The following is a 22,443-nucleotide window of genomic DNA, read 5'->3' as shown; positions in this document are numbered from 1 at the left end:
ACGGACAGTCACGCCTGGGAGGTCCCCTTGCGCTCCGCGACCAGCGCCGCCGCCTCCTCGCGCAGGTCCCGGCGCAGCTCCTTCGGCAGCGAGAAGGTGATGGACTCCTCGGCCGCCTTCACCAGCTCCACGTCGCCGTAGCCGCGCTGTGCCAGCCACTCCAGGACCTCCTCGACCAGCACCTCCGGCACCGAGGCGCCCGAGGTCACGCCGACCGTGGTCACGCCCTCCAGCCAGGCCTCGTCGATCTCGCTCGCGAAGTCCACGAGGTAGGCCTCGCGGGAGCCGGCCAGCTTGGCGACCTCGACGAGCCGCTTGGAGTTGGAGGAGTTGCGGGAGCCGACCACGATGACCAGCTCGGCCTCGGCGCCCATCTGCTTCACGGCGAGCTGGCGGTTCTGGGTGGCGTAGCAGATGTCGTCGCTGGGCGGGGAGATGAGCTGCGGGAACTTCTCCTTGAGGGCGTCGACGGTCTCCATGGTCTCGTCGACGGAGAGGGTCGTCTGGGAGAGCCAGACCACCTTCGACTCGTCGCGGACCTCGACCTTGGCGACGTCCGCGGGGCCGTCGACGAGGGTGATGTGGTCGGGGGCCTCGCCGGAGGTGCCGATGACCTCCTCGTGGCCCTCGTGCCCGATCAGGAGGATGTCGTAGTCCTCGTTGGCGAACCGGACGGCTTCCTTGTGGACCTTGGTGACCAGCGGGCAGGTCGCGTCGATGGTGGCGAGCCTGCCGCGCGCGGCCTCCTCGTGGACGACGGGGGCGACGCCGTGCGCCGAGAACATGACGATGTTGCCCGGCGGGACCTCCTCCGTGCGCTCGACGAAGATGGCGCCCTTCTTCTCCAGGGTCTGTACGACGTACTTGTTGTGGACGATCTCGTGCCGGACGTACACCGGAGCGCCGTACTGCTCCAGGGCTTTCTCGACGGCGATCACGGCGCGGTCCACACCCGCGCAGTAGCCACGGGGGGCGGCGAGCAGGACACGGCGGCCAGGCGAAGCGGTCATGCGTCCCATCGTAAGGCCGCGATCGGACGGTCAAAGATCGTGTGCCCGTGACCTTCCCGGGAAAACTGAGCAGGGGATGTGAGGGGGAGGGCGGACGAGGACCAGGCGGAGGCACGATGTCCGGTACCGGTACGGCGGACCGTACGGCCGAGGAGGAACACGGCGACCTGCGGCGCAGCCTGGGCTTCCGGGACCTCGTGGTCTACGGGCTGCTGTTCATCGCCCCCATGGCGCCCGTCGGCGTCTACGGCACCCTGGACGCGAAGTCGCACGGGGCGGTCGCCCTCGTCTACCTGATCGCCACGGCGGCGATGGCGTTCACCGCGTTCAGTTACGCACAAATGGTGCGAGTCGTCCCCCAGGCGGGGTCGGTGTTCGCCTACGCGCGCGCGGGGCTCGGCAAGGAGGCGGGTTTCGTCGCGGGCTGGATGGCGATGCTGGACTACCTCCTCATCCCCGCGGTGGCGTACCTGTTCTCCGGTATCGCGATGAACTCCCTGGTCCCGGAGGTGTCCCGCTGGGTGTGGACGGCGCTCGCGGTCCTCGTCACGACCCTGCTGAACCTGTGGGGCGTGCGGACGGCGGCCCGGGTGGGCTTCCTGGTGCTGGCGATGGAGATCGTGGTCCTGCTGGTCTTCGCGGTCTCGGCGATCGTCGTCCTCGCGCGGGACGGCGCCGAGCGCGGCTGGCTGTCACCGCTGTCCGGGGACGGCACGCAGGGCGCGTTCGCGCTGTCGGCGGTGATCGGGGCGGTGTCGGTCGCGGTCCTCTCCTACCTGGGCTTCGACGCGATCGCCTCCTTCGCGGAGGAGGTCACGGGCGGTTCACAGAAGGTCGCGCGCGCGGTGCTGTTCTGCCTGGCACTGGCGGGTGTGCTGTTCGTGGCGCAGACGTACCTGGTGGCGCTCCTGGACCCGACGACCTCGGCGCGGTACGCGACGGAACCGGCCCAGCAGGGCTCCGCCTTCTACGACGCCGTGGACGCGGCGGCCGGCACCTGGCTGCACGATCTGGTGGCCGTCAGCAAGGCGATCGGCGCGGCCTTCGCGGCACTGGCCGGGCAGGCGGCGGCCGGGCGGCTGCTGTTCGCGATGGGCCGCGACCGGCGGCTGCCGCGCGCGCTGGCGAAGACGGACTCCGGCGTCCCGCGCGTGGCCCTGCTGTGCGCGGCCGGCATCACGCTCGTCGCGGCGGTGTGGGCGGCGAGCCGGGACGACGGCATGGACCACCTGGTGTCGGTGGTCGACATCGGCGCCCTGACGGCCTTCACCCTGCTGCACGCGAGCGTGGTGGGCTGGTTCGCGGTCCGGCGGCGCGGCGGCCCGGTGATCTGGTGGCGGCACGTCCTGGTACCGGTGACCGGGGCGGCGATCACGGTGGCGGTGATCGTGGAGGCGTCGGGGGCGGCCCAGGTGGTGGGCGCGCTGTGGCTCGCGGCGGGCCTCGGGGTGCTGATCGCCCAGCGCGGCCGGCAGCCCCGGCCGGACGCGAGGCGCTGACGGCCCGGCGCTGCTGCCGGTTCCCTTCCGGTGACGGTGCGTTGTCGGTACCGGCCGTTACGCTCGCGGCATGGCTGTGAACTCGACTCCTGAAGCGCCCTTGCCCGTCGGTGAGGTGTCGCGGCTCATCGGTGGCTGGATCGACCGTCTCGGCGCCGTGTGGGTCGAGGGGCAGATCACCCAGCTGTCCCGGCGTCCGGGCGCGGGCGTGGTGTTCCTCACGCTGCGGGATCCGTCGTACGACATCTCGGTGAGCGTGACCTGCTTCCGCCAGGTCTACGACGACGTCGCCGATGTCGTCAGCGAGGGCGCCCGGGTCGTCGTACTGGCGAAGCCGGAGTGGTACGCCCCGCGCGGTCAGCTCTCGCTGCGGGCCACCGAGATAAGGCCGGTCGGGGTCGGGGAGCTGCTGGCGCGGCTGGAGCAGCTGAAGAAGTCCCTGGCGGCGGAGGGGCTGTTCGCGGCGGAGCGCAAGAAGGCGCTGCCGTTCCTGCCGCAGTTGATCGGGCTGGTGTGCGGGCGGGCCTCGGCCGCCGAGCGGGACGTCCTGGAGAACGCCCGGCACCGCTGGCCCGCGGTCCGCTTCGAGGTGCGCAATGTCCCGGTGCAGGGCGTGCACGCGGTCCCGCAGGTCGTGCAGGCGGTCAAGGAGCTGGACGCGCTGGACGACGTGGACGTGATCATCGTGGCGCGCGGCGGCGGCAGCGTGGAGGACCTGCTGCCGTTCTCCGACGAGCAGTTGGTGCGGGCGGTCGCGTCCTGCCGTACGCCGGTCGTCTCCGCGATCGGGCACGAGCCGGACACCCCGCTGCTGGACTACGTCGCCGACCTGCGGGCCTCGACGCCGACGGACGCGGCCAAGAAGGTCGTACCGGACGTGGGTGAGGAGTACGAGCGGGTGCGGGCGCTCAGGGACCGTGCGCGGCGGTGTGTCGAGTCGTTCCTCCAGCGGGAGGAGCGGGGGCTCGCGCACGCGCTGGCGCGGCCGTCGATAGAGGATCCGCACCGGATGATCGACGAGCGCGCCGACCATGTGGCCTCCCTGGCCGACCGCGCCCGCCGCACGCTCGGCCATCTCCTCGACCGCGCCGACTCCGAGCTGACGCACACGCACGCGCGCGTGGTGGCCCTCTCCCCCGCCGCGACCCTTCAGCGCGGGTACGCCGTGCTCCAGAAGACGGACGGGCACGTGGTGCGGGCGCCGGACGAGGTGAGCGCCGAGGAGACCCTGCGGGCGCGGGTCGCCGAGGGTGAGTTCGTTGTCCGAGTCGATGCATAGGGTGGGGCGATGACCAGCAAGGTGGCGGAAGAGGCGCTCGGGTACGAGCAGGCGCGGGACGAGCTGATCGAGGTCGTACGGCGCCTCGAGGCGGGCGGCACGACCCTGGAGGAGTCCCTGGCGCTCTGGGAGCGGGGCGAGGAGCTGGCCAAGGTGTGCCGGCGCTGGCTGGACGGGGCGCGGGCGCGGCTGGACGCGGCGCTGGCCGAGGAGGAAGAGACCGGGGCCGAGGGCGACTCGGAGTAGGTCGGACACCGGGTGAGCTGTGAAGCGGATCACCACGCCCCGCTTTTTGTTGAAGGTTGAACTTCAATCGCGTACGGTCGAGGACGTCAAACGGTCCCCGGTCCGCTTCCGGGGTCCACGCCCCGTCCGAGAAGGTTCCCCATGTCTCTCGTCCTTGACCCCGCCGCCCAGGACCTGCTGTTCCGCGAGGCCCGTACCGCGAACACCTTCACCGACGAGCCGGTGACCGACGAGCAGGTCCAGGCGATCTACGACCTGGTCAAGTACGGCCCGACCGCCTTCAACCAGAGCCCGCTGCGCATCACCCTGGTCCGCTCCCCCGAGGCCCGCGAGCGCCTGGTCCAGCACATGGCCGAGGGCAACCAGCCGAAGACCGCCACCGCCCCGCTGGTCGCGATCCTCTCCGCGGACAACGAGTTCCACGAGGAGCTGCCCCAGCTCCTGCCGCACTTCCCCCAGGCCAAGGACCTCTTCTTCAGCGAGCGTCCGGCCCGTGAGGGTGCCGCCGGGCTGAACGCCGCCCTGCAGGCCGCGTACTTCATCATCGGCGTCCGTGCCGCGGGCCTCGCCGCCGGCCCGATGACCGGCCTGGACTTCGAGGGCGTCCGCAAGGAGTTCCTGGACGACGACCACACCCCGCTGATGGTCGTCAACATCGGCAAGCCGGGCGAGGACGCCTGGTTCCCGCGCTCCCCGCGGCTGGCGTACGACGAGGTCGTCACCACCGTCTGAGCCGACTGGCATGCGGAAGGGCCCCCACTCCGGTGGGGGCCCTTCCGCATGCCGTCAGGCCATCTTCAGCGACTTCGCCATCTCGGTCAGCTGGGCGAACGATCCCGTGCCCGCGACCACCGTGGTCGCCCCGTCGCCGCTGTGCACGAGGGCGTCGTAGCGGCCGCCCGTGTACCGGGTCCAGGTGCGGCCCGCGATCTCCTCGGTCTGCTTCGTCGCCTCGCCGCCCTGGCTCGCGTCGTCGACGAACTCCGAGGGCTTCTGAGTGGACTGCTCGATCTGCACGTACTGACCACCGGGGGCCTGGAAGCCCAGGTGCCAGGCGTCGGACTCGTCACCCTGGAAGCGCACCGAGGTCGCCTTCCAGCCGGCCGGCAGTCCCTCGGGAGCGGCCACCGGATAGGAGGCCGCGCGGCGGGCCGTCAGCAGCTCGACGCGGTAGTCGACCGCCTTGATGTCCGGAGCGGAGTCGTCGTGCGGGATGAACACGTAGATGACCGCCGCCGCGATCCCGATGAGGCCCAGGGAGAGGATCATGTCCCGGACCGTCTTCTGCTTGCCGTTCGAACCTGCCACGCCCCCTATCGTCGCAGGTGCCCGGTCCGCTCATCCGTGGGGTCCCCTGCTCATTTTGTCGGACTGACGATAGAGTCGACGGTCGAACCCTCATCCGGCCGTCGCCGTATCCCAGAAAGGTGCGCTCCGATGACCGAGCATCATCATCTGCCGTCCGAGCTCGAAGTCCCCTCCGAGGCCCCCGACCGCAACCTCGCCCTGGAACTCGTCCGGGTGACCGAAGCCGCCGCGATGGCCGCGGGCCGCTGGGTCGGCCGGGGCGAGAAGAACGGTGCCGACGGTGCCGCGGTACGCGCCATGCGGTCCCTCGTCTCCACCGTGTCGATGAACGGCGTGGTCGTTATCGGCGAGGGCGAGAAGGACGAGGCCCCGATGCTCTTCAACGGGGAGCGCGTGGGCGACGGGACCGGACCCGAGTGCGACATCGCCGTCGACCCGATCGACGGCACCACGCTGACGGCCAAGGGCATGCCGAACGCGATCGCGGTACTGGCCGCGGCGGACCGGGGCTCGATGTTCGACCCGTCCGCCGTCTTCTACATGGACAAGCTCGTCACGGGCCCCGAGGCCGCGGACTTCGTCGACATCAACGCGCCGGTCTCCGTGAACATCCGGCGGGTCGCCAAGGCCAAGCGGTCCACCCCCGAAGACGTGACCGTGGTCATCCTCGACCGGCCCCGGCACGAAGGGATCATCAAGGAGATCCGTGAGGCGGGCGCCCGGATCAAGCTGATCTCCGACGGTGACGTGGCCGGCTCGATCTACGCGCTGCGCGAGGGCACCGGCGTCGACATGCTGCTGGGCATCGGCGGTACGCCGGAGGGGATCATCTCCGCCTGTGCCGTGAAGTGTCTCGGCGGGACGATCCAGGGCAAGCTGTGGCCCAAGGACGACGAGGAGCGGGCGCGGGCGATCGACGCCGGGCACGATCTGGACCGGGTGCTGACCACCGACGACCTGGTGTCCGGGGAGAACGTGTTCTTCGTGGCTACCGGTATCACCGACGGTGAGCTGCTGCGGGGTGTGCGGTACCGGTCGGAGACCGCGACGACCGACTCGATCGTGATGCGGTCGAAGTCGGGGACGGTGCGCAGGATCGACTCGGAGCATCGGCTGAGCAAGCTGCGGGCCTACAGTGCGATCGATTTCGACCGCGCGAAGTAGCGCCTGGCAGCTCGGGGGCTTCGGAGCGTCGGCGGGTGCGGCTGTGCGGGGGTTCTCGCGCGGTTCCCCGCGCCCCTAGGGAGTCACCTCACCCGGTGAGGAGAAGCGCAGCCGAGAAGGGCGTCCCCGGTGCGGTGGGGGCGCCCTTTCGCGTGGTGCGGCCGTCAGCCCGCCTGGGCTATGCGGGCCGCCCGGGCCGCCTTGGTCAGTTCCAGGTCGCGGCGCCTGCGGCGGGCCAGGACGACTCGGCGTTCCGCCGCGGTCAGGCCGCCCCAGACGCCGTAGGGCTCGGGTTGCAGGAGGGCGTGTTCGCGGCATTCGACCATGACCGGACAGCGGGCGCAGACGCGCTTCGCGGCCTCCTCGCGGGACAGCCGGGCGGCGGTGGGTTCCTTGGACGGGGCGAAGAACAGGCCGGCCTCGTCGCGCCGGCACACCGCCTCGGTGTGCCATGGAGCGTCTTGGTCCCTGTCCCGCACTGGCCCCCGCTGGGCCGGCACGGCAGCTACCTGCAGGGACGAATGCGGCGGTTGCAGCACGGTCTACTCCTGACGACGGCTTCGCGAGCGAGAGACGATGCAGCAAGCCCTACCCGCTGTGCGCGCGCCTATGCACTGAGTCCCGAACCGCTGGATCCCGGGCCGTCGCGTGCGCTTCGGGGCGCCGCCCGGGGGCGGAGGCGCCGGCTTCGGGCACGCCCCGATTCACAACCGTCAACGATCCAGGTGTTTGCGCAAACTCCTGTCGACCTTGCGGTCGACCGCACGCTGCGCCCGGTCGAGGATGTCCGCGACCAGCTTGCCGCGCTTGGGCCGCCCCTCGATGTTGCCGAGGATCGCCCAGCCGTCGACATAGACCACCGGGGCGTCGGGCTCGGCCGAATCCAGGGTGTCCACCTCGAAGTTGCCGAGGACACCGCCGCCGGTGCCGCGCAGCGAGACGTTCTCCGGGACACGGATCTCGACGTTGCCGAAGACCGAGAACGCCTTGATGACTACCTGGCGGTACTCGAAGATCGCCTCGCTCAGGTCTATCTCGACGGTGCCGAAGATCGCGTAGGCGTGGATACGGCGCCCTGCGCGCCAGCGACCCTTGCGGACGGCGGCGCTGAAGACGGCCACCACGTTGTCGTCCGGGTCGTGGGGGATCGCGTCGGTCGGGCGGTTGGCGGCCGGGGTCCAGGCCGGGACGGTCCGGCGCTCATGGGCGGCGGGCAGGTCCCGGATGAAGACCTCCAGCTCACCGACCGTCTTGGCGCTCAGCACCCCCTCGACCCGCTCGGCGTGCTCGTCCGCGGTGAGGCGGCCCTCGCCGAGGGCCTCGCGCAGGATGTCGGCGATGCGGTCGCGGTCGGCGTCCGAGGCGCGCAGCTCCGCGGGCCCGGCGACCTGGGGTCCGGTCTTCTTCTGAAGGTCCACGGCAGCAGCGTACCGAAACGCGATAGATCGCGACTAGGCCTGTGGGCAAGTCTTGGCCAAGCAACTGAGCCTTACCTCACAAGCTCCCGTGCTGGGACAGGTTCTAGGCTGGTGGCGCCTGCCAACGGAGGCCGGCCGCTGTCTTTCGAGTGAGGAATGGGCTGAGATGCCTGAGTTCGCGTACACCGATCTGCTCCCCATGGGAGAGGACACCACCCCCTACCGGCTGGTGACCTCCGAGGGTGTCTCCACCTTCGAGGCCGACGGGCGGACGTTCCTCAAGGTGGAGCCGGAGGCGCTGCGCAAGCTCGCCGAGGAGGCCATCCACGACATCCAGCACTATCTGCGGCCGGCTCACCTCGCCCAGCTGCGGCGGATCATCGACGACCCCGAGGCGTCCAGCAACGACAAGTTCGTGGCGCTGGACCTGCTGAAGAACGCGAACATCGCGGCGGCGGGCGTGCTCCCGATGTGCCAGGACACCGGTACGGCGATCGTCATGGGCAAGCGCGGGCAGAACGTGCTGACCGAGGGCGGTGACGAGGCGGCGCTGTCGAAGGGCATCTACGACGCGTACCTGAACCTCAACCTGCGCTACTCGCAGATGGCCCCGCTGACCATGTGGGACGAGAAGAACACCGGCTCCAACCTCCCCGCGCAGATCGAGCTGTACGCCACCGACGGCGGCGCGTACAAGTTCCTGTTCATGGCGAAGGGCGGCGGCTCGGCCAACAAGTCGTTCCTCTACCAGGAGACGAAGGCCGTCCTGAACGAGGCCTCCATGATGAAGTTCCTGGAGGAGAAGATCCGTTCGCTCGGTACGGCCGCCTGTCCGCCGTACCACCTGGCGATCGTCGTCGGCGGTACGAGTGCCGAGTACGCGCTGAAGACGGCCAAGTACGCCTCCGCGCACTACCTGGACGAGATCCCGGCCGAGGGCTCGGAGCTCGGGCACGGGTTCCGGGACAAGGAGCTGGAGGAGAAGGTCTTCGAGCTGACGCAGAAGATCGGGATCGGCGCGCAGTTCGGCGGCAAGTACTTCTGCCACGACGTGCGGGTCGTACGGCTGCCCCGGCACGGCGCGTCCTGCCCGGTCGCCATCGCCGTGTCCTGCTCGGCCGACCGCCAGGCCGTCGCGAAGATCACCGCGGAGGGTGTGTTCCTGGAGCAGCTGGAGACGGACCCGGCGCGGTTCCTGCCGGAGACGACGGACGAGCACCTGGACGAGTCGTCCGACGTGGTGAAGATCGACCTGAACCAGCCGATGGAGACGATCCTCGCGGAGCTCACCAAGTACCCGGTGAAGACGCGGCTTTCGCTGACCGGTCCGCTGGTCGTGGCCCGTGACATCGCGCACGCCAAGATCAAGGAACGCCTTGACGCGGGCGAGGAGATGCCGCAGTACCTCAAGGACCACCCGGTGTACTACGCGGGCCCGGCCAAGACCCCCGAGGGCTACGCGTCCGGTTCCTTCGGTCCGACCACGGCCGGCCGCATGGACTCCTACGTCGAGCAGTTCCAGGCGGCGGGCGGCTCCAAGGTGATGCTGGCGAAGGGCAACCGGTCCGCCCAGGTCACCAAGGCCTGCGACACGCACGGCGGCTTCTACCTCGGCTCCATCGGCGGCCCGGCGGCCCGTCTCGCCCAGGACTGCATCAAGAAGGTCGAGGTCGTCGAATACGAGGAGCTCGGCATGGAGGCGGTCTGGAAGATCGAGGTCGAGGACTTCCCCGCCTTCATCGTCGTCGACGACAAGGGCAACGACTTCTTCCAAGATCCCGCGCCCGCACCGACGTTCACGACGATCCCCGTGCGGGGACCTGGGCTGGCGTAGTACCCCGAGTGCGGCGGAGGACGGAATATCGCCCCCTCCGCCGCTACCCGTCCCGTCCCCGGGGTGAGACCCGGCTCACCTCCCAAGGACACCCGAGCGGCCCACGGCCCGGAACATCCCGCCCGCCCCGATCGCTGTACCGGGTATGAGCGAATACCGCATCGAGCACGACTCCATGGGCGAGATCCAGGTCCCCGTGGACGCCAAGTGGCGGGCCCAGACGCAGCGGGCCGTGGAGAACTTCCCGATCTCCGGGCAGCGGATCGAGCGGGCGCACATCGAGGCGCTCGCGCGGATCAAGGGGGCGGCCGCGAAGGTGAACGCGCGGCTGGGGGTGCTCGACAAGGACATCGCGGAGGCCATCCAGGAGGCGGCCGAGGAGGTCGCCGAGGGGAAGTGGGACGAGCACTTCCCGATCGACGTCTTCCAGACCGGCTCCGGCACCTCGTCGAACATGAACACCAACGAGGTCATCGCGACCCTGGCGACCGAACGGCTCGGCGCCGGCCGGGGCGTGCACCCCAACGACCACGTCAACGCCTCCCAGTCGTCCAACGACGTCTTCCCGTCCTCCATCCACATCGCCGCCACCGCCGCCGTCACCCGGGACCTGATCCCCGCCCTCCAGCACCTCGCCGACGCCCTCGGCCGCAAGTCCGAGGAGTTCGCCGACGTCGTGAAGTCGGGGCGGACCCATCTGATGGACGCCACCCCGGTGACGCTCGGTCAGGAGTTCGGCGGGTACGCCGCCCAGATCAGGTACGGCGTCGAGCGCCTCACCGCCTCCCTCCCCCGGCTCGCCGAACTGCCGCTGGGCGGTACCGCCGTCGGCACCGGCATCAACACCCCGCCCGGGTTCTCCGCCGCCGTCATCGAGGAGGTCGCCCGCACCACGGGGCTGCCCCTCACCGAGGCCCGCGACCACTTCGAGGCGCAGGGCGCGCGGGACGGGATCGTCGAGACCAGCGGGCAGCTCAGGACCATCGCGGTCGGACTGACGAAGATCGCCAACGATCTGCGCTGGATGTCCTCCGGGCCCAGGACGGGCCTCGCGGAGATCTCGCTGCCCGACCTCCAGCCCGGCTCCTCGATCATGCCCGGCAAGGTCAACCCGGTGATCCCGGAGGCCGTGCTCATGGTCGCCGCCCAGGTGATCGGCAACGACGCGACCGTCGCGACCGCCGGCGCGGCCGGCAACTTCGAGCTCAACGTCATGCTTCCGGTCATCGCGAAGAACGTCCTGGAGTCGGTCCGGCTGCTCGCCAACGTCTCCCGGCTGCTCGCCGACCGGACCGTCGACGGCATCGTGGCCCACCGCGAACGGGCCCGGGAGTACGCCGAGTCCTCGCCCTCCGTGGTCACCCCGCTCAACAAGTACATCGGGTACGAGGAGGCCGCGAAGGTCGCCAAGAAGGCCCTCGCCGAGCAGAAGACGATCCGCGAGGCCGTGCTGGAGGGCGGGTACGTGGAGCGCGGCGACCTGACCGCCGAGCAGCTCGACGAGGCGCTGGATGTCCTGCGGATGACACGGCCGTAACCTTTCCCGGCCCCGGCGTGAACCGTGACGCGTACCGCAGCGTCGTATGCCTATGGCACCTAATATCTGGTCATGGCAGACGGTGGAGCGGTGAGAGCAGTGGAAGCGGGTACGTCGGCGCACTTCTGGGAGCCCGGGAGTCAGATCCTGTGGCGCTACCGGGAGAACGCGGGCGCCCAGTTCCACATCGCCCGCCCCGTCACCGTCGTACGCGACGACGCGGAACTGCTCGCCGTGTGGCTGGCACCGGGCACCGAGTGTGTGAAGCCGGTGCTGGCCGACGGCACCTCGGTGCACGCCGAGCCGCTGGAGTCCCGTTACACCAAGCCGCGGACCGTGCAGCGGGACCGCTGGTTCGGCACCGGGGTGCTGAAGCTGGCCCGGCCCGGTCTGCCGTGGTCGGTGTGGCTGTTCTGGGAGCCGGGCTGGCGGTTCAAGAACTGGTACGTGAACCTCGAGGAGCCGCTGGTCCGTTGGGCCGGGGGCGTGGACTCCGAGGACCACTTCCTGGACATCACCGTGGATCCCGACCGCAGTTGGCAGTGGCGGGACGAGGACGAGTTCGCGCAGGCCCAGCAGGACGGCCTGATGGGCCCCGACCTGGCCGAACAGGTCCGGGCCGCGGGCCGCTCCGCGGTGGAGGTGATCCGCGCCTGGGGCCCGCCGTTCTCGGACGGCTGGCCCGACTGGCGGCCCGATCCGTCCTGGACTGTGCCGCTCCTTCCGGAAGACTGGGACCGTACGCCCGCGCACTTGTCCTCATGAGACCCTTGATGCGCCCCCGGGCTGCAAACGTAGGATCGTCCTCCGCAAGAGTGCGCAGCGGCAACTACCGGAGCGGGCACTGGGCTTGACCGATCGTCACCGAGGGGCGGCAGGACGTGAGCGTGGGGTACGAGGGCAACACCGGTACGGGCCGACGGTTCGCCGCCACGGCGGGAACTGCCCCTGACCACGCGGAAATTCCGTTCCTGGGACACGCATTCCGGGTATCGGGATTTCGGCGGGACCCACTGCGCGTACGGCGCGCAGCCCCGGACGGACGGATTCGACACGCGTGACGGAGCACCCGACCTCCTTCGAACGCCCCCAGCCGGGCGTCGACCCGACGGACCCCGGCGGGGCGCTGCTGCGTTCCCCGCTGCCCGCTCCCGCCCCGGGCGTCGAGCCCCCGGCCGCTTTACCTGTCCAGGCCCGCTCCGGTGACCCCACCCCGGACCCGGCCCCCGTCCTCCAGAGCAGCAACAGCAAGACCGGCACCACCGGCAACCACAAGGACATGGGCATGAACCCGGCCGGTACCGGCCCCGAGCACTCCCAGCCGACCGCCGCCGAGCAGGACCCGCACCGCCCGCGGCCCGTCTCCGAGGCGGTCCCGGTCCAGCCGGGCGGCGAGGACGACCGGTCGCAGGGCGGCGACGAACGCCGTACCGGACAGGGTCTGCCCCCGGGCCGGCCCACTCCGATGCGCCGGGACGGCGACCGGCTGCGCTTCGTGGGCGCGGCCACCCGCCGGATCGCCCGGGGCATCGACCTGGACGAGATCGTCATGGGGCTGTGCCGGGCGACCGTGCCGACCTTCTCGGACGCGATCCTGGTCTATCTGCGCGACCCGCTGCCGGTGGGCGACGAGCGGCCCACCGGGCCCCTGGTGCTCCGGCTGCGGCGCAGCGACCGGATCCCGCAGCAGGAGCGGGACCTGGAGGACGGCATCCTGCCGGTGCCGGTGCCGGAGAACCCGTCCGAACTGGACGCGCTCGGCACCGAACTGTGCGAGGTGCAGCCCGGCAGCGCGCTCGCCGAGGTGCTGCGCGGGGTGCGCCCGGTCTTCACGGACACTCCCGCCGCCCATGCCGCGCTGCCGGAACTGCTCGGCGAGGGTGTCGAGTTCGCCGTGCCGTCGGGCCGCCGCGCGATTCTCGCCCCGCTGCGCGGCCGGCGCCGGGTCATCGGCGCCGCGCTGTTCCTGCGCCGCCCGGACCGCATCCCCTTCGACCCGGACGACCTCCTGGTCGCCGCCCAGCTCGCCACGCACAGCGCGCTGGGCATCGACAAGGCGGTGCTGTACGGCCGTGAGGCGTACATCGCCGACGAGTTGCAGCGCACGATGCTCCCGGAGACCCTGCCCCGGCCGACCGGTGTGCGGCTGGCCTCGCGCTATCTGCCCGCCGCCGAGACGGCCCGGGTGGGCGGCGACTGGTACGACGCGATCCCGCTGCCGGGCAGCCGGGTCGCGCTGGTGGTGGGTGACGTCATGGGGCACTCCATGACCTCCGCGGCGATCATGGGCCAGCTGCGCACGACCGCGCAGACCCTCGCCGGGCTCGACCTGCCGCCCCAGGAGGTGCTGCACCACCTCGACGAACAGGCCCAGCGGCTGGGCACGGACCGTATGGCGACCTGCCTCTACGCCGTCTACGACCCGGTCTCGCACCGGATCACCATCGCCAACGCCGGGCATCCGCCGCCGGTGCTGCTGCATCTGGGCGGCCGCGCGGAGGTGCTCCGGGTGCCGCCGGGCGCGCCGATCGGTGTCGGGGGCGTCGACTTCGAGGCCGTGGAGCTGGACGCTCCCGCGGGGGCGACCCTCCTGCTGTACACCGACGGGCTCGTGGAGTCCCGGCTGCGGGACGTGTGGACCGGGATAGAGCAGCTGCGGGAGAAGCTCGCCGCGACCGCGCAGCTGACCGGGCCGGATCATCCGCCGCCGCTGGAAGCCCTGTGCGACGAGGTGCTCGACATGCTCGGTCCCGGTGACCGGGACGACGACATCGCGCTGCTCGCGGCCCGCTTCGACGGGATCGCGCCGAGCGATGTGGCGTACTGGTTCCTGGAGCCGGAGGACGCGGCGCCGGGGCGGGCCCGGCGGCTCGCGCGGCGGGCGCTGTCCCGTTGGGGCATGGAGGATCTCACCGACTCCGTCGAGCTGTTGGTGAGCGAGGTCGTCACCAACGCCGTGCGGTACGCGACCCGTCCGGTGACGCTCCGGCTGCTGCGGACCGATGTGCTGCGGTGCGAGGTCGGCGACGACGTGCCGCAGCTGCCCCGGCTGCGGCAGGCCCGGGCGACGGACGAGGGCGGCCGGGGGCTCTACCTGGTGAACCGCCTGGCCCGGCGGTGGGGTGCCACGCGGCTGAGCACCGGCAAGGTGGTCTGGTTCGAGCTCAACCGGGGCTAGCCCCTGGGGTTCGAGCTCGACCGGGGCTGACCCCGGGAACGACGAGAGGGGGCGCCCGGCACAGGCCGGGCGCCCCCTCCTTTTCGGTCGCTACTGATCGCCGTTCGGGTCGAACGGGTTCTCAGGTGTGGTCGGGGTGTTCTGCGGCGTCGACGGCGGGACCGACACCGGTGGACTCGTCGTCGGGGTGTTCTGCGGAGTCGTCGGCGGGGTCGTCGTCGGCGTCTGCGACGGGGTCTGCGACGGCTTCTCCGTGGTCGGGGTCGACGACGGGGTGTCGGACGGAGTCACCGACGGGCTCGGCGTCCAGGAGGGCTGGACCGCGGCACCCTGGTCGGTTTCCAGGTCGAACTTGGTGTTCTTGCCCGCGACGCCGAAGGTGTACGCCGCCCAGATCTGCGCCGGGAAGCCACCACCGTTGACCCGGGGCAGGCCGGCGGTGTTGTACATCTTGCTCTGGCCGCCGGTCTTGTAGTCCTCGCCGAACAGCCCGACCGAGGTCACCAGGTCCGGGGTGAAGCCGGTGAACCAGGCCGACTTGTTGTCGTCGGAGGTACCCGTCTTGCCGGCCACCTTGCGGCCGTCGCGGGCCGGGTTCTCCGCCACGGACACCTTGGCCGTACCGTCGTCGACCACGCCGGTCAGCACCGAGGTCACGGTGTCGGCGGCCTCCCTGCTGATCACCTGCTCGCCGATCGGGTCGGGCATCCGGTACTCGGTGCCGCCCTGCTCGGCCGACTTGATGATGGTCGGCGTGACCTGCTTGCCGTGGTTGTCGAGGGTGGCGTAGACGCCGGCCATCTGGATCGGGCTCGCCCCCATGGTGCCCAGGGTGTAGGCGGGCAGCGGCTTGAGCTTGCCGGTGTCCATGCCGAGCTTGGTGGCCGTCGCCAGCACCTTGTCCATGCCGACGTCGACGCCCATCTGCGCGAAGACGGAGTTGATGGACTTGTTCATCGCCGTCTGGACGGTGACCTGCTTGCCGTAGTCCTGGTCGTCCTCGTTCTCGGGGGCGAAGCCGACCTTGTCCCCGTTGCTGTCCACGACCTGGCGCTTGCTGGTGCCGTCGTAGATCGTGTCGGCGCCGATCGGCTTGCCGCTCTGCGTCTCGGAGTTGTTCTCCAGCGCGGCGGCGAGGATGACCGGCTTGAAGGTCGAGGCGGGCTGGTAGTCGGTGCGGTTGGCGTTGCTGTAGAAGTGCTTGGTGTAGTCCGTGCCGCCGTACAGGGCGACGATCTTCCCCGTCTTGGGGTCCACCGAGGCCGCGCCGGCCTGGACGTTCTTGTCGACCGTCCGCTTCTTCGGGTCCAGCTTGCTGGTCAGCTGGGTCTTGACCGCCTTCTCCAGCTGGGCCTGCTTCTTCTTGTCGATGTTCAGGGTGAAGGTCCACCCGGCGTTCTCGACCCGGGCCTCCGCCTCGTCCTGGGTGATGCCCTCCTTGGCCATCATCTGCTTCTCGAGCTGCTGCTTGGCGAGCTTGACGAAGTAGCCCTTCTGGCCCTCCAGACCGGGGGCGGCCTTGGGCTCCTTGGGCACCGGGAACGTCATCTTGTCCCGCTCGCTCTGGCTCAGCCAGCCCTGCCCGACCATGTTGTTCAGGACGTAGTTCCAGCGCTCCTGCACCAGCTTCTTGCCGGTGGGGGTGGCGACCGCCCAGTCGTACTGGCTCGGGGCCTGGAGCAGCGCGGCGAGATACGCGCCCTGCGCCACGTTGAGCTTCTTGGCGTCGACGCGGTAGTAGTCCTGGGCGGCGGCCTGGATGCCGTAGGCGCCGCGGCCGTAGTAGCTGGTGTTGATGTAGCCCGCGAGGATGTCGTCCTTGGGCGTCTCGCGGTCCACCTTCAGCGAGATGACCAGTTCCTTCAGCTTGCGCGTGACGGTCTGGTCCTGGTCGAGGTAGTAGTTCTTGACGTACTGCTGGGTGATCGTGGAGCCACCCTGCTTGCCCTTGCCGGAGAGGGTGTTGAAGAGACCGCGGGCGATGCCCTTGAGGTCGACTCCCGCGTCCGTGTAGAAGGTCTTGTTCTCCGCCGCCACGAAGGTGCGCTGGACCGGCTTGGGCACCTCGGAGAGGTCCACGATCTCGCGGTTGGTGTCGCCCTCGCGGGCCATGACCGAGCCGTTGCTGTACTTGTAGATGTTGCTCTGTTCCTGGGCCTTCGCGTTGCCCTTGGGCACGTCGATCATCATGTACATCACGACGAAGGCGCCGATGCCGAGCAGACAGACGGCGAAGAAGGTGCCGAGGATCTTCTTCCAGGTGAAGAGCCGGCGTATGCCGCTCTTACCCTTCTTGGCGCCCTTCTTACCGCGGGCGGCGGCCTTGCGCGCCGCGGCCCTGCCGCCGGTCGCGACGCCCTCGCTCGGCGTCCCGGACGAGCGCGTGGGCGGCGCCGCGCGGTGGCCACCGCGCTGACGTGCTCTTCTCTCTTCCGCTCGTCCCATGGGTCGACTCGCTCCGCTTCCTCATCGGCGGCCACACAGGTTCGTGGCTCAGGTCAGCTCAGAAAGCTAACACCGGTCTATATGACACAGGACCTTCGATCCGGTCTCAGGGGGGCGTGAGAATCAGCACCCGCCTCCTCGGAACCAGACCTCCGGGAGGGCTTCAAGGTTGCCGCGAGGGGGTAAAGTGATATCACTTAGCTAGAAGAGAGCTAGTCACACGAAACGGGGGATCCTCATGTCCGCACACGACACCGAACCCATCGCCGACGCACCCGACATGCCCGCCCCGCGGGTACGGGAGGTCCCCGCGCACAGCATCGGCGGCGCGCTCGCGCTGCTGCTGGGCCTGCTCGGACTGCTGCTCGCCGTCTATCTGCTCGCGCTCAGCGGGGAGGGCCCGGCCTTCCCGATCGCCGGCGCCCTCGTGCTGGTCGCCGCGATCATCTCGCTGCGCGGCCTGAACACGGTCGCGCCGGGCGAGGCGCGGGTCGTCCAGCTCTTCGGCCGCTACAAGGGCACGATCCGCAAGGACGGCCTGCGCTGGGTGAACCCCTTCACCTCCCGCACGAAGGTCTCCACCCGGGTCCGCAACCACGAGACCGCCGTCCTCAAGGTCAACGACGCCTACGGCAACCCGATCGAGCTCGCCGCGGTCGTGGTCTGGAAGGTCGAGGACACCGCGCAGGCCACCTTCGAGGTGGACAACTTCGTGAAGTTCGTCGCCACCCAGACCGAGACGGCCGTACGGCACATCGCGATCGAGTACCCCTACGACGCCCATGACGAGGACGGGCTCTCGCTGCGCGGCAACGCCGACGAGATCACCCAGAAGCTCGCCGGCGAGCTGCACGCGCGTGTGGAGACGGCCGGCGTCCAGATCATCGAGTCCCGCTTCACGCACCTCGCCTACGCGCCCGAGATCGCCTCGGCGATGCTCCAGCGGCAGCAGGCCGGGGCGGTCGTCGCGGCCCGGCGCCAGATCGTGGAGGGCGCGGTCGGCATGGTCGAGGAGGCGCTGGCCCGGATCACCGAGCGGGACATCGTCGAGCTGGACGAGGAGCGCAAGGCGGCGATGGTGTCCAACCTGATGGTGGTGCTGTGCGGCGACCGGGCCCCGCAGCCGGTCCTCAACACCGGGACGCTCTACCAGTGACGGCACCTTCCGCGGGGGACTCCCCCGAGCGGCGGCCTCAGCAGCGCAAGCAGGTGCTGCTGAGGCTGGACCCGCTCGTGTACGAGGCACTGGCGCGGTGGGCCGGGGACGAGCTGCGGTCGGCCAACGCGCAGATCGAGTTCCTGCTGCGCCGGGCCCTGAAGGACGCCGGCCGGCTGCCCGGCGACACCGGACCGCTGCCGCGCCGGGGACGGCCGCCCAAGGACCCCCGCGAGCCCTAGGGCGCGCGTAGCAGAACCGTGACAATCGGCCCCCACCTGCGGCTGCTCACCGCCTGACACCCACCTACACACTGCGCGTATACATGCGGGGTATACACCGCATGTACAGTCCTCCCCATGTCCATCGGTCACACCCTTCTAGGGCTCCTGGAGTCGGGCCCCCGCCACGGCTACGACCTCAAGCGGGCCTTCGACGAGAAGTTCGGTCACGACCGGCCGCTGCACTACGGCCAGGTCTACTCGACGATGTCCCGCCTGCTGAAGAACGGGCTCGTCGAAGTCGACGGGATCGAGCCCGGCGGCGGCCCCGAGCGCAAGCGGTACGCCATCACGGACGCCGGGATCACCGACGTACAGCGGTGGCTCGCGACGCCCGAGAAGCCCGAGCCGTACCTCCAGTCCACGCTGTACACCAAGGTCGTCCTCGCGCTGCTCACGCACCGGGACGCGGGAGACATCCTCGACACCCAGCGTGCCGAGCACCTGCGGATGATGCGCATCCTCACGGACCGCAAGCGCCGGGGCGACCTCGCGGACCAGCTGATCTGCGACCACGCCCTGTTCCACCTGGAAGCCGACCTGCGCTGGCTGGAGCTGACCGCCGCGCGTCTCGAGAAGCTCGCGGAGGTGGTGGTCAAGTGACCCCGGCCGGTTCCCTGCTCGTCGCCGACGCGCTGCACAAGGCGTACGGCCCCACCGTCGCGCTCGACGGCGCCGAGTTCTCCATCCACCCCGGCGAGGTCGTCGCCGTCATGGGCCCCTCCGGGTCCGGCAAGTCGACCCTGCTGCACTGTCTGGCCGGGATCGTCACGCCCGACTCGGGCTCGATCCTCTACAACGGCCGCGAGATGGCCACCATGAACGACGCCGAGCGCAGCGCCCTCCGGCGCTCCGAGTTCGGGTTCGTCTTCCAGTTCGGTCAGCTGGTGCCCGAGCTGACCTGCGTCGAGAACGTGGCGCTGCCGCTGCGGCTGAACGGCACCTCCCGCAAGGAGGCCGAGAAGGCCGCGCTCGGCTGGATGGAGCGCCTGGAGGTCGACGACCTCCGCAAGAAGCGTCCCGGTGAGGTGTCCGGCGGCCAGGGGCAGCGGGTGGCCGTGGCCCGGTCCCTGGTGACCAACCCGCGCGTGCTGTTCGCGGACGAGCCGACCGGTGCCCTCGACTCCCTCAACGGCGAGCGGGTCATGGAGCTGCTCACCGAGGCGGCCCGGTCCACCAACGCGGCCGTCGTCCTCGTCACGCACGAGGCACGGGTCGCCGCCTACTCCGACCGCGAGATCGTCGTACGGGACGGGAAGTCCCGGGACATGGAGCGGGTCGTATGAAACTCGGGCAGTGGTGGCGAGACCTCGCCATGGGGGTCCGGTTCGCCTTCGCGGGCGGACGCGAGGGGTGGGTCCGGGCGCTGCTGACCGCGGTCGGCGTCGGACTCGGGGTGGCGTTGCTGCTGCTGACCACCGCGCTGCCGAACGCGCTGGCGGTCCGGCACGAGCGGGGTGACGCCCGCGCGGACACCAACTTCGGGCCGGAGATCAAGAGGGCCGACGACACCCTGCTGTCGGGGAACGCGTCGACCACCTTCCGGACCACCGACATCCGCGGCCGGGACCTGGAGCCCGAGGGGCCCAAGGCGCCCCTGCCGCCCGGCGTCGCGAAGTTCCCCGCGGTCGGCGAGATGGTCGTCTCCCCCGCGCTGAAGAAACTGCTGGAGTCCGAGGACGGCAAGCTGCTGCGGGAGCGGCTGCCGAACAGGATCTCCGGGACGATCGCCGAGAGCGGGCTGATCGGCTCCCACGAACTCGCCTTCTACCGCGGGGCGGAGGGGCTCGTGGTCAACGGCGTCGGGGTCACCCGGATCGACAAGTACGGCAACCCGAACCCGACCGAGTCGGACTCCGACCCGGTGTTGGTGCTGCTGGTCCTGGTCGTCTTCGTGGTGCTGCTGATGCCGGTCGCCGTGTTCATCACCGCGGCCGTCCGCTTCGGCGGCGAGCGGCGCGACCGACGGCTCGCGGCCCTGCGTCTGGTGGGCGCCGACGGCCGCTCGACCCGGCGCATAGCCGCCGGCGAGGCGCTGGCGGGCGCGGTGCTCGGACTGGTCCTCGGCACGGTGTTCTTCCTGATCGGCCGTGAAGTGGCGGGCTCCGTCGAGCTGTTCGGGCAGAGCGTGTTCCCGAGCTATCTCAACCCCTCCCTGCTGCTGGCCCTGCTGGTCGCGGTCGCGGTGCCGGCGGCGGCCGTCCTGGTGACGCTGCTCGCCCTGCGGGGCGTGGTGATCGAGCCGCTCGGCGTGGTGCGTACGGCGAAGCCCGCGCGACGCCGGCTGTGGTGGCGGCTGCTGCTGCCGCTGGCCGGGCTCGGGATGCTGTACCCGATGGTCGGACAGGGCCGGGACGGCGGCGACTTCAACCAGTACCTCGTCAGCGGCGGTGTCATCCTGCTGCTGGTCGGTGTGACCGCCCTGCTGCCGTGGATCGTCGAGGCGGTCGTGGCCCGGCTGGGCGCGGGCGCGGTGTCCTGGCAACTGGCCGTGCGAAGGCTCCAGTTGAGCAGCGGCACGGCGGCCCGGATGGTCAACGGCATCGCGGTGGCCGTGGCCGGCGCGATCGCGCTCCAGATGCTGTTCGCGGCCACCGAGAGCGACTACACCAAGGACACCGGCTACGACATCTCGCGGGCGCAGATGCAGGTGACCGTCCCGAAGGGGAAGGCACTCGCGGCGACCGCGAAGGAACTGGCCGAGACCAAGGGCGTCCGGCAGGTGTACGCGTTCGACGAGGGCTTCGTCAACGACGGGCCGGGCGACAACGCGAACTGGGCCCGGGTGACCGTCGCCGACTGCACGTCCCTGCGTGAGGTGGCCAAGCTGCCCTCCTGCCGCGACGGCGACGTCTTCGCCTCCCGCGTCACGCCGAAGCCCGGCGACAGCGCCTCCGTGCGGCAGAACGCCGACGACGAGTCGACCGCCGCGATCCGGCCCGGCGTGAAGCTCTGGTTCGACACCTCCGCGGACCCGGAGAAGCCCACCTCGGTCACCTGGACGGTCCCGAAGGTCGTCAAGCAGGCGGAGTCCATCGACGACCCGACGGGCTACCGGCGCGGCGGCATCCTGGTCACCCCGGGCGCCTTCCCGGCGCAGGCGGCGAAGGCCGTGCGCGGAGAGATCTATGTGCGGGTGGACGACTCGCTGCCGGACGCGCGCGACTACGTCCGCAACACGGCCGCCCGGATCAACCCGTACGAGGAGCCCATGACCTGGGTGTCCACCGAGAGCAACGACCGCTACTCCTCCATCCGTACCGGCCTGTTCGTGGGCGCGGTCTGTGTCCTCGCGCTGATCGGGGCGAGCCTGCTGGTCTCCCAGCTGGAGCAGCTGCGGGAGCGCAAGAAGCTGCTGTCGGCGCTGGTCGCCTTCGGTACCAGGCGGCGCACCCTGAGCCTGTCGGTGCTGTGGCAGACGGCGATCCCGGTCGGGCTGGGTCTGCTGCTGGCCTCGGCGGTGGGGCTGACGCTGGGCGTGGTCCTGCTGCGGATGACCGACACCCCGGTGCGGGTGGACTGGTCGAGCGTGCTCTCGATGACCGGCGTGGGCGCCGGTGTCGTCCTCGTGGTGACGCTGCTGAGCCTGCCGCCGCTGCTCAGGCTGATGCGCCCGGACGGGCTGCGGACGGAGTAACCGCCCACAGCCGGCCGTCCGTTCAGAGGCTGTACTCCTTCACCACCCGCCGGACCTGGGCGAACAGCATGCCGACGTTGACCGACTTGCGGCACACCACGACGGCCACGACGTCCTGCTGTTCGACCAGCCGCACGAACAGGTGCGTGAGGTTCTCGCTGTTGACCAGGATCTCCTGGAAGAAGTGGTTGTCGCTGCTGATCCCGCGACGCTCCTTGAAGACGTCCTCGATCATCACGACGGTACGGCCCTGGAACAGGTCGAGAGTCGCCCCCGCCAGGAGGTCCAGCACCTCCGGGGGGTGGTTCTCGACCGTCTCGTACGAGAGCAGCATGCCGGTGGACATGTCGACCACGCCGGAGGCGACGCAGTCGGGAGCGTCGGTACGTAGGGACTTGACCAGGCCCATCACCTGGTCGGAGAAACCTGTGGCCATGCGCTTCGTCGCCAT

General features: G+C 70.4%; 20 protein-coding genes. 14 read left to right on the top strand and 6 right to left on the bottom strand.

Features of this window, described 5'->3' with window-relative positions; genetic code table 11:
• Positions 1-8 precede the first annotated feature (8 nt).
• Positions 9-1,010, bottom strand: coding sequence for a 4-hydroxy-3-methylbut-2-enyl diphosphate reductase (locus tag AC2XR2_RS28950; RefSeq protein WP_053852825.1), 1,002 nt, complete (start codon positions 1,008-1,010; stop codon positions 9-11).
• A gap of 116 nt (positions 1,011-1,126) precedes the next feature.
• On the opposite strand from AC2XR2_RS28950, the gene AC2XR2_RS28945 reads away from it, so the two are divergent.
• From AC2XR2_RS28945 to AC2XR2_RS28930, 4 genes are all read left to right on the top strand, one after another.
• On the top strand, positions 1,127-2,509 hold the full coding sequence (locus AC2XR2_RS28945; RefSeq protein ID WP_491516694.1) for an APC family permease: 1,383 nt from the start codon (positions 1,127-1,129) through the stop codon (positions 2,507-2,509).
• A gap of 70 nt (positions 2,510-2,579) precedes the next feature.
• Positions 2,580-3,788 (top strand): exodeoxyribonuclease VII large subunit, encoded by a 1,209-nt coding sequence (xseA, locus tag AC2XR2_RS28940; protein WP_491516693.1) that lies wholly within the window; start codon positions 2,580-2,582, stop codon positions 3,786-3,788.
• Between the two features lie 9 nt (positions 3,789-3,797).
• On the top strand, positions 3,798-4,034 hold the full coding sequence (locus tag AC2XR2_RS28935; protein ID WP_330264672.1) for an exodeoxyribonuclease VII small subunit: 237 nt from the start codon (positions 3,798-3,800) through the stop codon (positions 4,032-4,034).
• 141 nt (positions 4,035-4,175) lie between these two features.
• A complete protein-coding gene (locus AC2XR2_RS28930) occupies positions 4,176-4,766 on the top strand; it encodes a malonic semialdehyde reductase (protein WP_381303053.1) in 591 nt (196 codons plus the stop codon).
• A gap of 54 nt (positions 4,767-4,820) precedes the next feature.
• On the opposite strand, the gene AC2XR2_RS28925 is transcribed toward AC2XR2_RS28930, so the two are convergent.
• Entirely contained in the window at positions 4,821-5,342 is a 522-nt protein-coding gene (locus tag AC2XR2_RS28925) for a DUF4245 domain-containing protein (RefSeq protein ID WP_381303054.1), read from the bottom strand.
• Positions 5,343-5,471: 129 nt separating this feature from the next.
• Here AC2XR2_RS28925 and glpX point away from each other — a divergent pair, with 129 nt between their 5' ends.
• Positions 5,472-6,506, top strand: coding sequence for a class II fructose-bisphosphatase (gene glpX, locus AC2XR2_RS28920; RefSeq protein WP_031042027.1), 1,035 nt, complete (start codon positions 5,472-5,474; stop codon positions 6,504-6,506).
• Between the two features lie 164 nt (positions 6,507-6,670).
• On the opposite strand, the gene AC2XR2_RS28915 is transcribed toward glpX, so the two are convergent.
• Positions 6,671-7,045, bottom strand: coding sequence for a WhiB family transcriptional regulator (locus AC2XR2_RS28915; protein ID WP_123762835.1), 375 nt, complete (start codon positions 7,043-7,045; stop codon positions 6,671-6,673).
• A 174-nt stretch (positions 7,046-7,219) separates the two neighbouring features.
• A complete protein-coding gene (locus AC2XR2_RS28910) occupies positions 7,220-7,924 on the bottom strand; it encodes a DUF1707 domain-containing protein (protein ID WP_491516692.1) in 705 nt (234 codons plus the stop codon).
• 166 nt (positions 7,925-8,090) lie between these two features.
• Between AC2XR2_RS28910 and AC2XR2_RS28905 the strand changes: the two genes are divergently transcribed.
• From AC2XR2_RS28905 to AC2XR2_RS28890, 4 genes are all read left to right on the top strand, one after another.
• A complete protein-coding gene (locus tag AC2XR2_RS28905) occupies positions 8,091-9,758 on the top strand; it encodes a fumarate hydratase (protein WP_491516691.1) in 1,668 nt (555 codons plus the stop codon).
• 145 nt (positions 9,759-9,903) lie between these two features.
• On the top strand, positions 9,904-11,295 hold the full coding sequence (locus AC2XR2_RS28900) for a class II fumarate hydratase (protein WP_491516690.1): 1,392 nt from the start codon (positions 9,904-9,906) through the stop codon (positions 11,293-11,295).
• Between the two features lie 72 nt (positions 11,296-11,367).
• On the top strand, positions 11,368-12,060 hold the full coding sequence (gene fomD / locus AC2XR2_RS28895; protein ID WP_330264678.1) for a cytidylyl-2-hydroxypropylphosphonate hydrolase: 693 nt from the start codon (positions 11,368-11,370) through the stop codon (positions 12,058-12,060).
• Between the two features lie 292 nt (positions 12,061-12,352).
• Positions 12,353-14,473 (top strand): SpoIIE family protein phosphatase, encoded by a 2,121-nt coding sequence (locus AC2XR2_RS28890; protein ID WP_491516689.1) that lies wholly within the window; start codon positions 12,353-12,355, stop codon positions 14,471-14,473.
• A 90-nt stretch (positions 14,474-14,563) separates the two neighbouring features.
• Here the strand turns inward: AC2XR2_RS28890 and AC2XR2_RS28885 are convergent, their stop codons facing one another.
• Complete coding sequence (locus AC2XR2_RS28885; protein ID WP_449351697.1) at positions 14,564-16,918, bottom strand: transglycosylase domain-containing protein; 2,355 nt, start codon at positions 16,916-16,918, stop codon at positions 14,564-14,566.
• A 238-nt stretch (positions 16,919-17,156) separates the two neighbouring features.
• Here AC2XR2_RS28885 and AC2XR2_RS28880 point away from each other — a divergent pair, with 238 nt between their 5' ends.
• The 5 genes from AC2XR2_RS28880 to AC2XR2_RS28860 all read left to right on the top strand — a co-directional run bounded on the left by AC2XR2_RS28880 (position 17,157) and on the right by AC2XR2_RS28860 (position 21,992).
• Positions 17,157-18,074 carry an SPFH domain-containing protein gene (locus tag AC2XR2_RS28880; RefSeq protein ID WP_381298512.1) on the top strand — a complete coding sequence of 306 codons (918 nt, stop codon included), beginning with the start codon at positions 17,157-17,159 and terminating at the stop codon, positions 18,072-18,074.
• Positions 18,071-18,316, top strand: a complete 246-nt coding sequence (locus AC2XR2_RS28875) for a type II toxin-antitoxin system antitoxin (protein ID WP_381298510.1) — start codon at positions 18,071-18,073, stop codon at positions 18,314-18,316. The genes AC2XR2_RS28880 and AC2XR2_RS28875 overlap by 4 nt, the downstream gene beginning before the upstream one ends.
• A gap of 117 nt (positions 18,317-18,433) precedes the next feature.
• Positions 18,434-18,958: a PadR family transcriptional regulator gene (locus AC2XR2_RS28870; protein ID WP_123762826.1), complete on the top strand. Its 525-nt coding sequence runs from the start codon at positions 18,434-18,436 to the stop codon at positions 18,956-18,958.
• A complete protein-coding gene (locus tag AC2XR2_RS28865; protein WP_020136838.1) occupies positions 18,955-19,641 on the top strand; it encodes an ABC transporter ATP-binding protein in 687 nt (228 codons plus the stop codon). The genes AC2XR2_RS28870 and AC2XR2_RS28865 overlap by 4 nt, the downstream gene beginning before the upstream one ends.
• Entirely contained in the window at positions 19,638-21,992 is a 2,355-nt protein-coding gene (locus AC2XR2_RS28860; protein ID WP_491516688.1) for an ABC transporter permease, read from the top strand. The genes AC2XR2_RS28865 and AC2XR2_RS28860 overlap by 4 nt, the downstream gene beginning before the upstream one ends.
• 22 nt (positions 21,993-22,014) lie before the next feature.
• Here the strand turns inward: AC2XR2_RS28860 and AC2XR2_RS28855 are convergent, their stop codons facing one another.
• Positions 22,015-22,443, bottom strand: a complete 429-nt coding sequence (locus AC2XR2_RS28855; RefSeq protein WP_037719954.1) for a hypothetical protein — start codon at positions 22,441-22,443, stop codon at positions 22,015-22,017.

The organism is Streptomyces sp. LS-MS-L19, from assembly GCF_058382285.1.
This window is presented reverse-complemented; position numbering and strand designations above follow the sequence as displayed.

What these genes read in the sequence shown, in the direction of transcription:
- AC2XR2_RS28885 (WP_449351697.1), bottom strand. Translation starts at nt 16,918, where the DNA reads ATGGGACGAGCGGAAGAGAGAAGAGCACGTCAGCGCGGTGGCCACCGC.
- AC2XR2_RS28880 (WP_381298512.1), top strand. Translation starts at nt 17,157, where the DNA reads ATGTCCGCACACGACACCGAACCCATCGCCGACGCACCCGACATGCCC.
- AC2XR2_RS28870 (WP_123762826.1), top strand. Translation starts at nt 18,434, where the DNA reads ATGTCCATCGGTCACACCCTTCTAGGGCTCCTGGAGTCGGGCCCCCGC.
- AC2XR2_RS28950 (WP_053852825.1), bottom strand. Translation starts at nt 1,010, where the DNA reads ATGACCGCTTCGCCTGGCCGCCGTGTCCTGCTCGCCGCCCCCCGTGGC.
- AC2XR2_RS28855 (WP_037719954.1), bottom strand. Translation starts at nt 22,443, where the DNA reads ATGGCGACGAAGCGCATGGCCACAGGTTTCTCCGACCAGGTGATGGGC.
- xseA (WP_491516693.1), top strand. Translation starts at nt 2,580, where the DNA reads ATGGCTGTGAACTCGACTCCTGAAGCGCCCTTGCCCGTCGGTGAGGTG.
- AC2XR2_RS28900 (WP_491516690.1), top strand. Translation starts at nt 9,904, where the DNA reads ATGAGCGAATACCGCATCGAGCACGACTCCATGGGCGAGATCCAGGTC.
- fomD (WP_330264678.1), top strand. Translation starts at nt 11,368, where the DNA reads ATGGCAGACGGTGGAGCGGTGAGAGCAGTGGAAGCGGGTACGTCGGCG.
- AC2XR2_RS28945 (WP_491516694.1), top strand. Translation starts at nt 1,127, where the DNA reads ATGTCCGGTACCGGTACGGCGGACCGTACGGCCGAGGAGGAACACGGC.
- AC2XR2_RS28930 (WP_381303053.1), top strand. Translation starts at nt 4,176, where the DNA reads ATGTCTCTCGTCCTTGACCCCGCCGCCCAGGACCTGCTGTTCCGCGAG.
- AC2XR2_RS28935 (WP_330264672.1), top strand. Translation starts at nt 3,798, where the DNA reads ATGACCAGCAAGGTGGCGGAAGAGGCGCTCGGGTACGAGCAGGCGCGG.
- AC2XR2_RS28905 (WP_491516691.1), top strand. Translation starts at nt 8,091, where the DNA reads ATGCCTGAGTTCGCGTACACCGATCTGCTCCCCATGGGAGAGGACACC.
- AC2XR2_RS28860 (WP_491516688.1), top strand. Translation starts at nt 19,638, where the DNA reads ATGAAACTCGGGCAGTGGTGGCGAGACCTCGCCATGGGGGTCCGGTTC.
- glpX (WP_031042027.1), top strand. Translation starts at nt 5,472, where the DNA reads ATGACCGAGCATCATCATCTGCCGTCCGAGCTCGAAGTCCCCTCCGAG.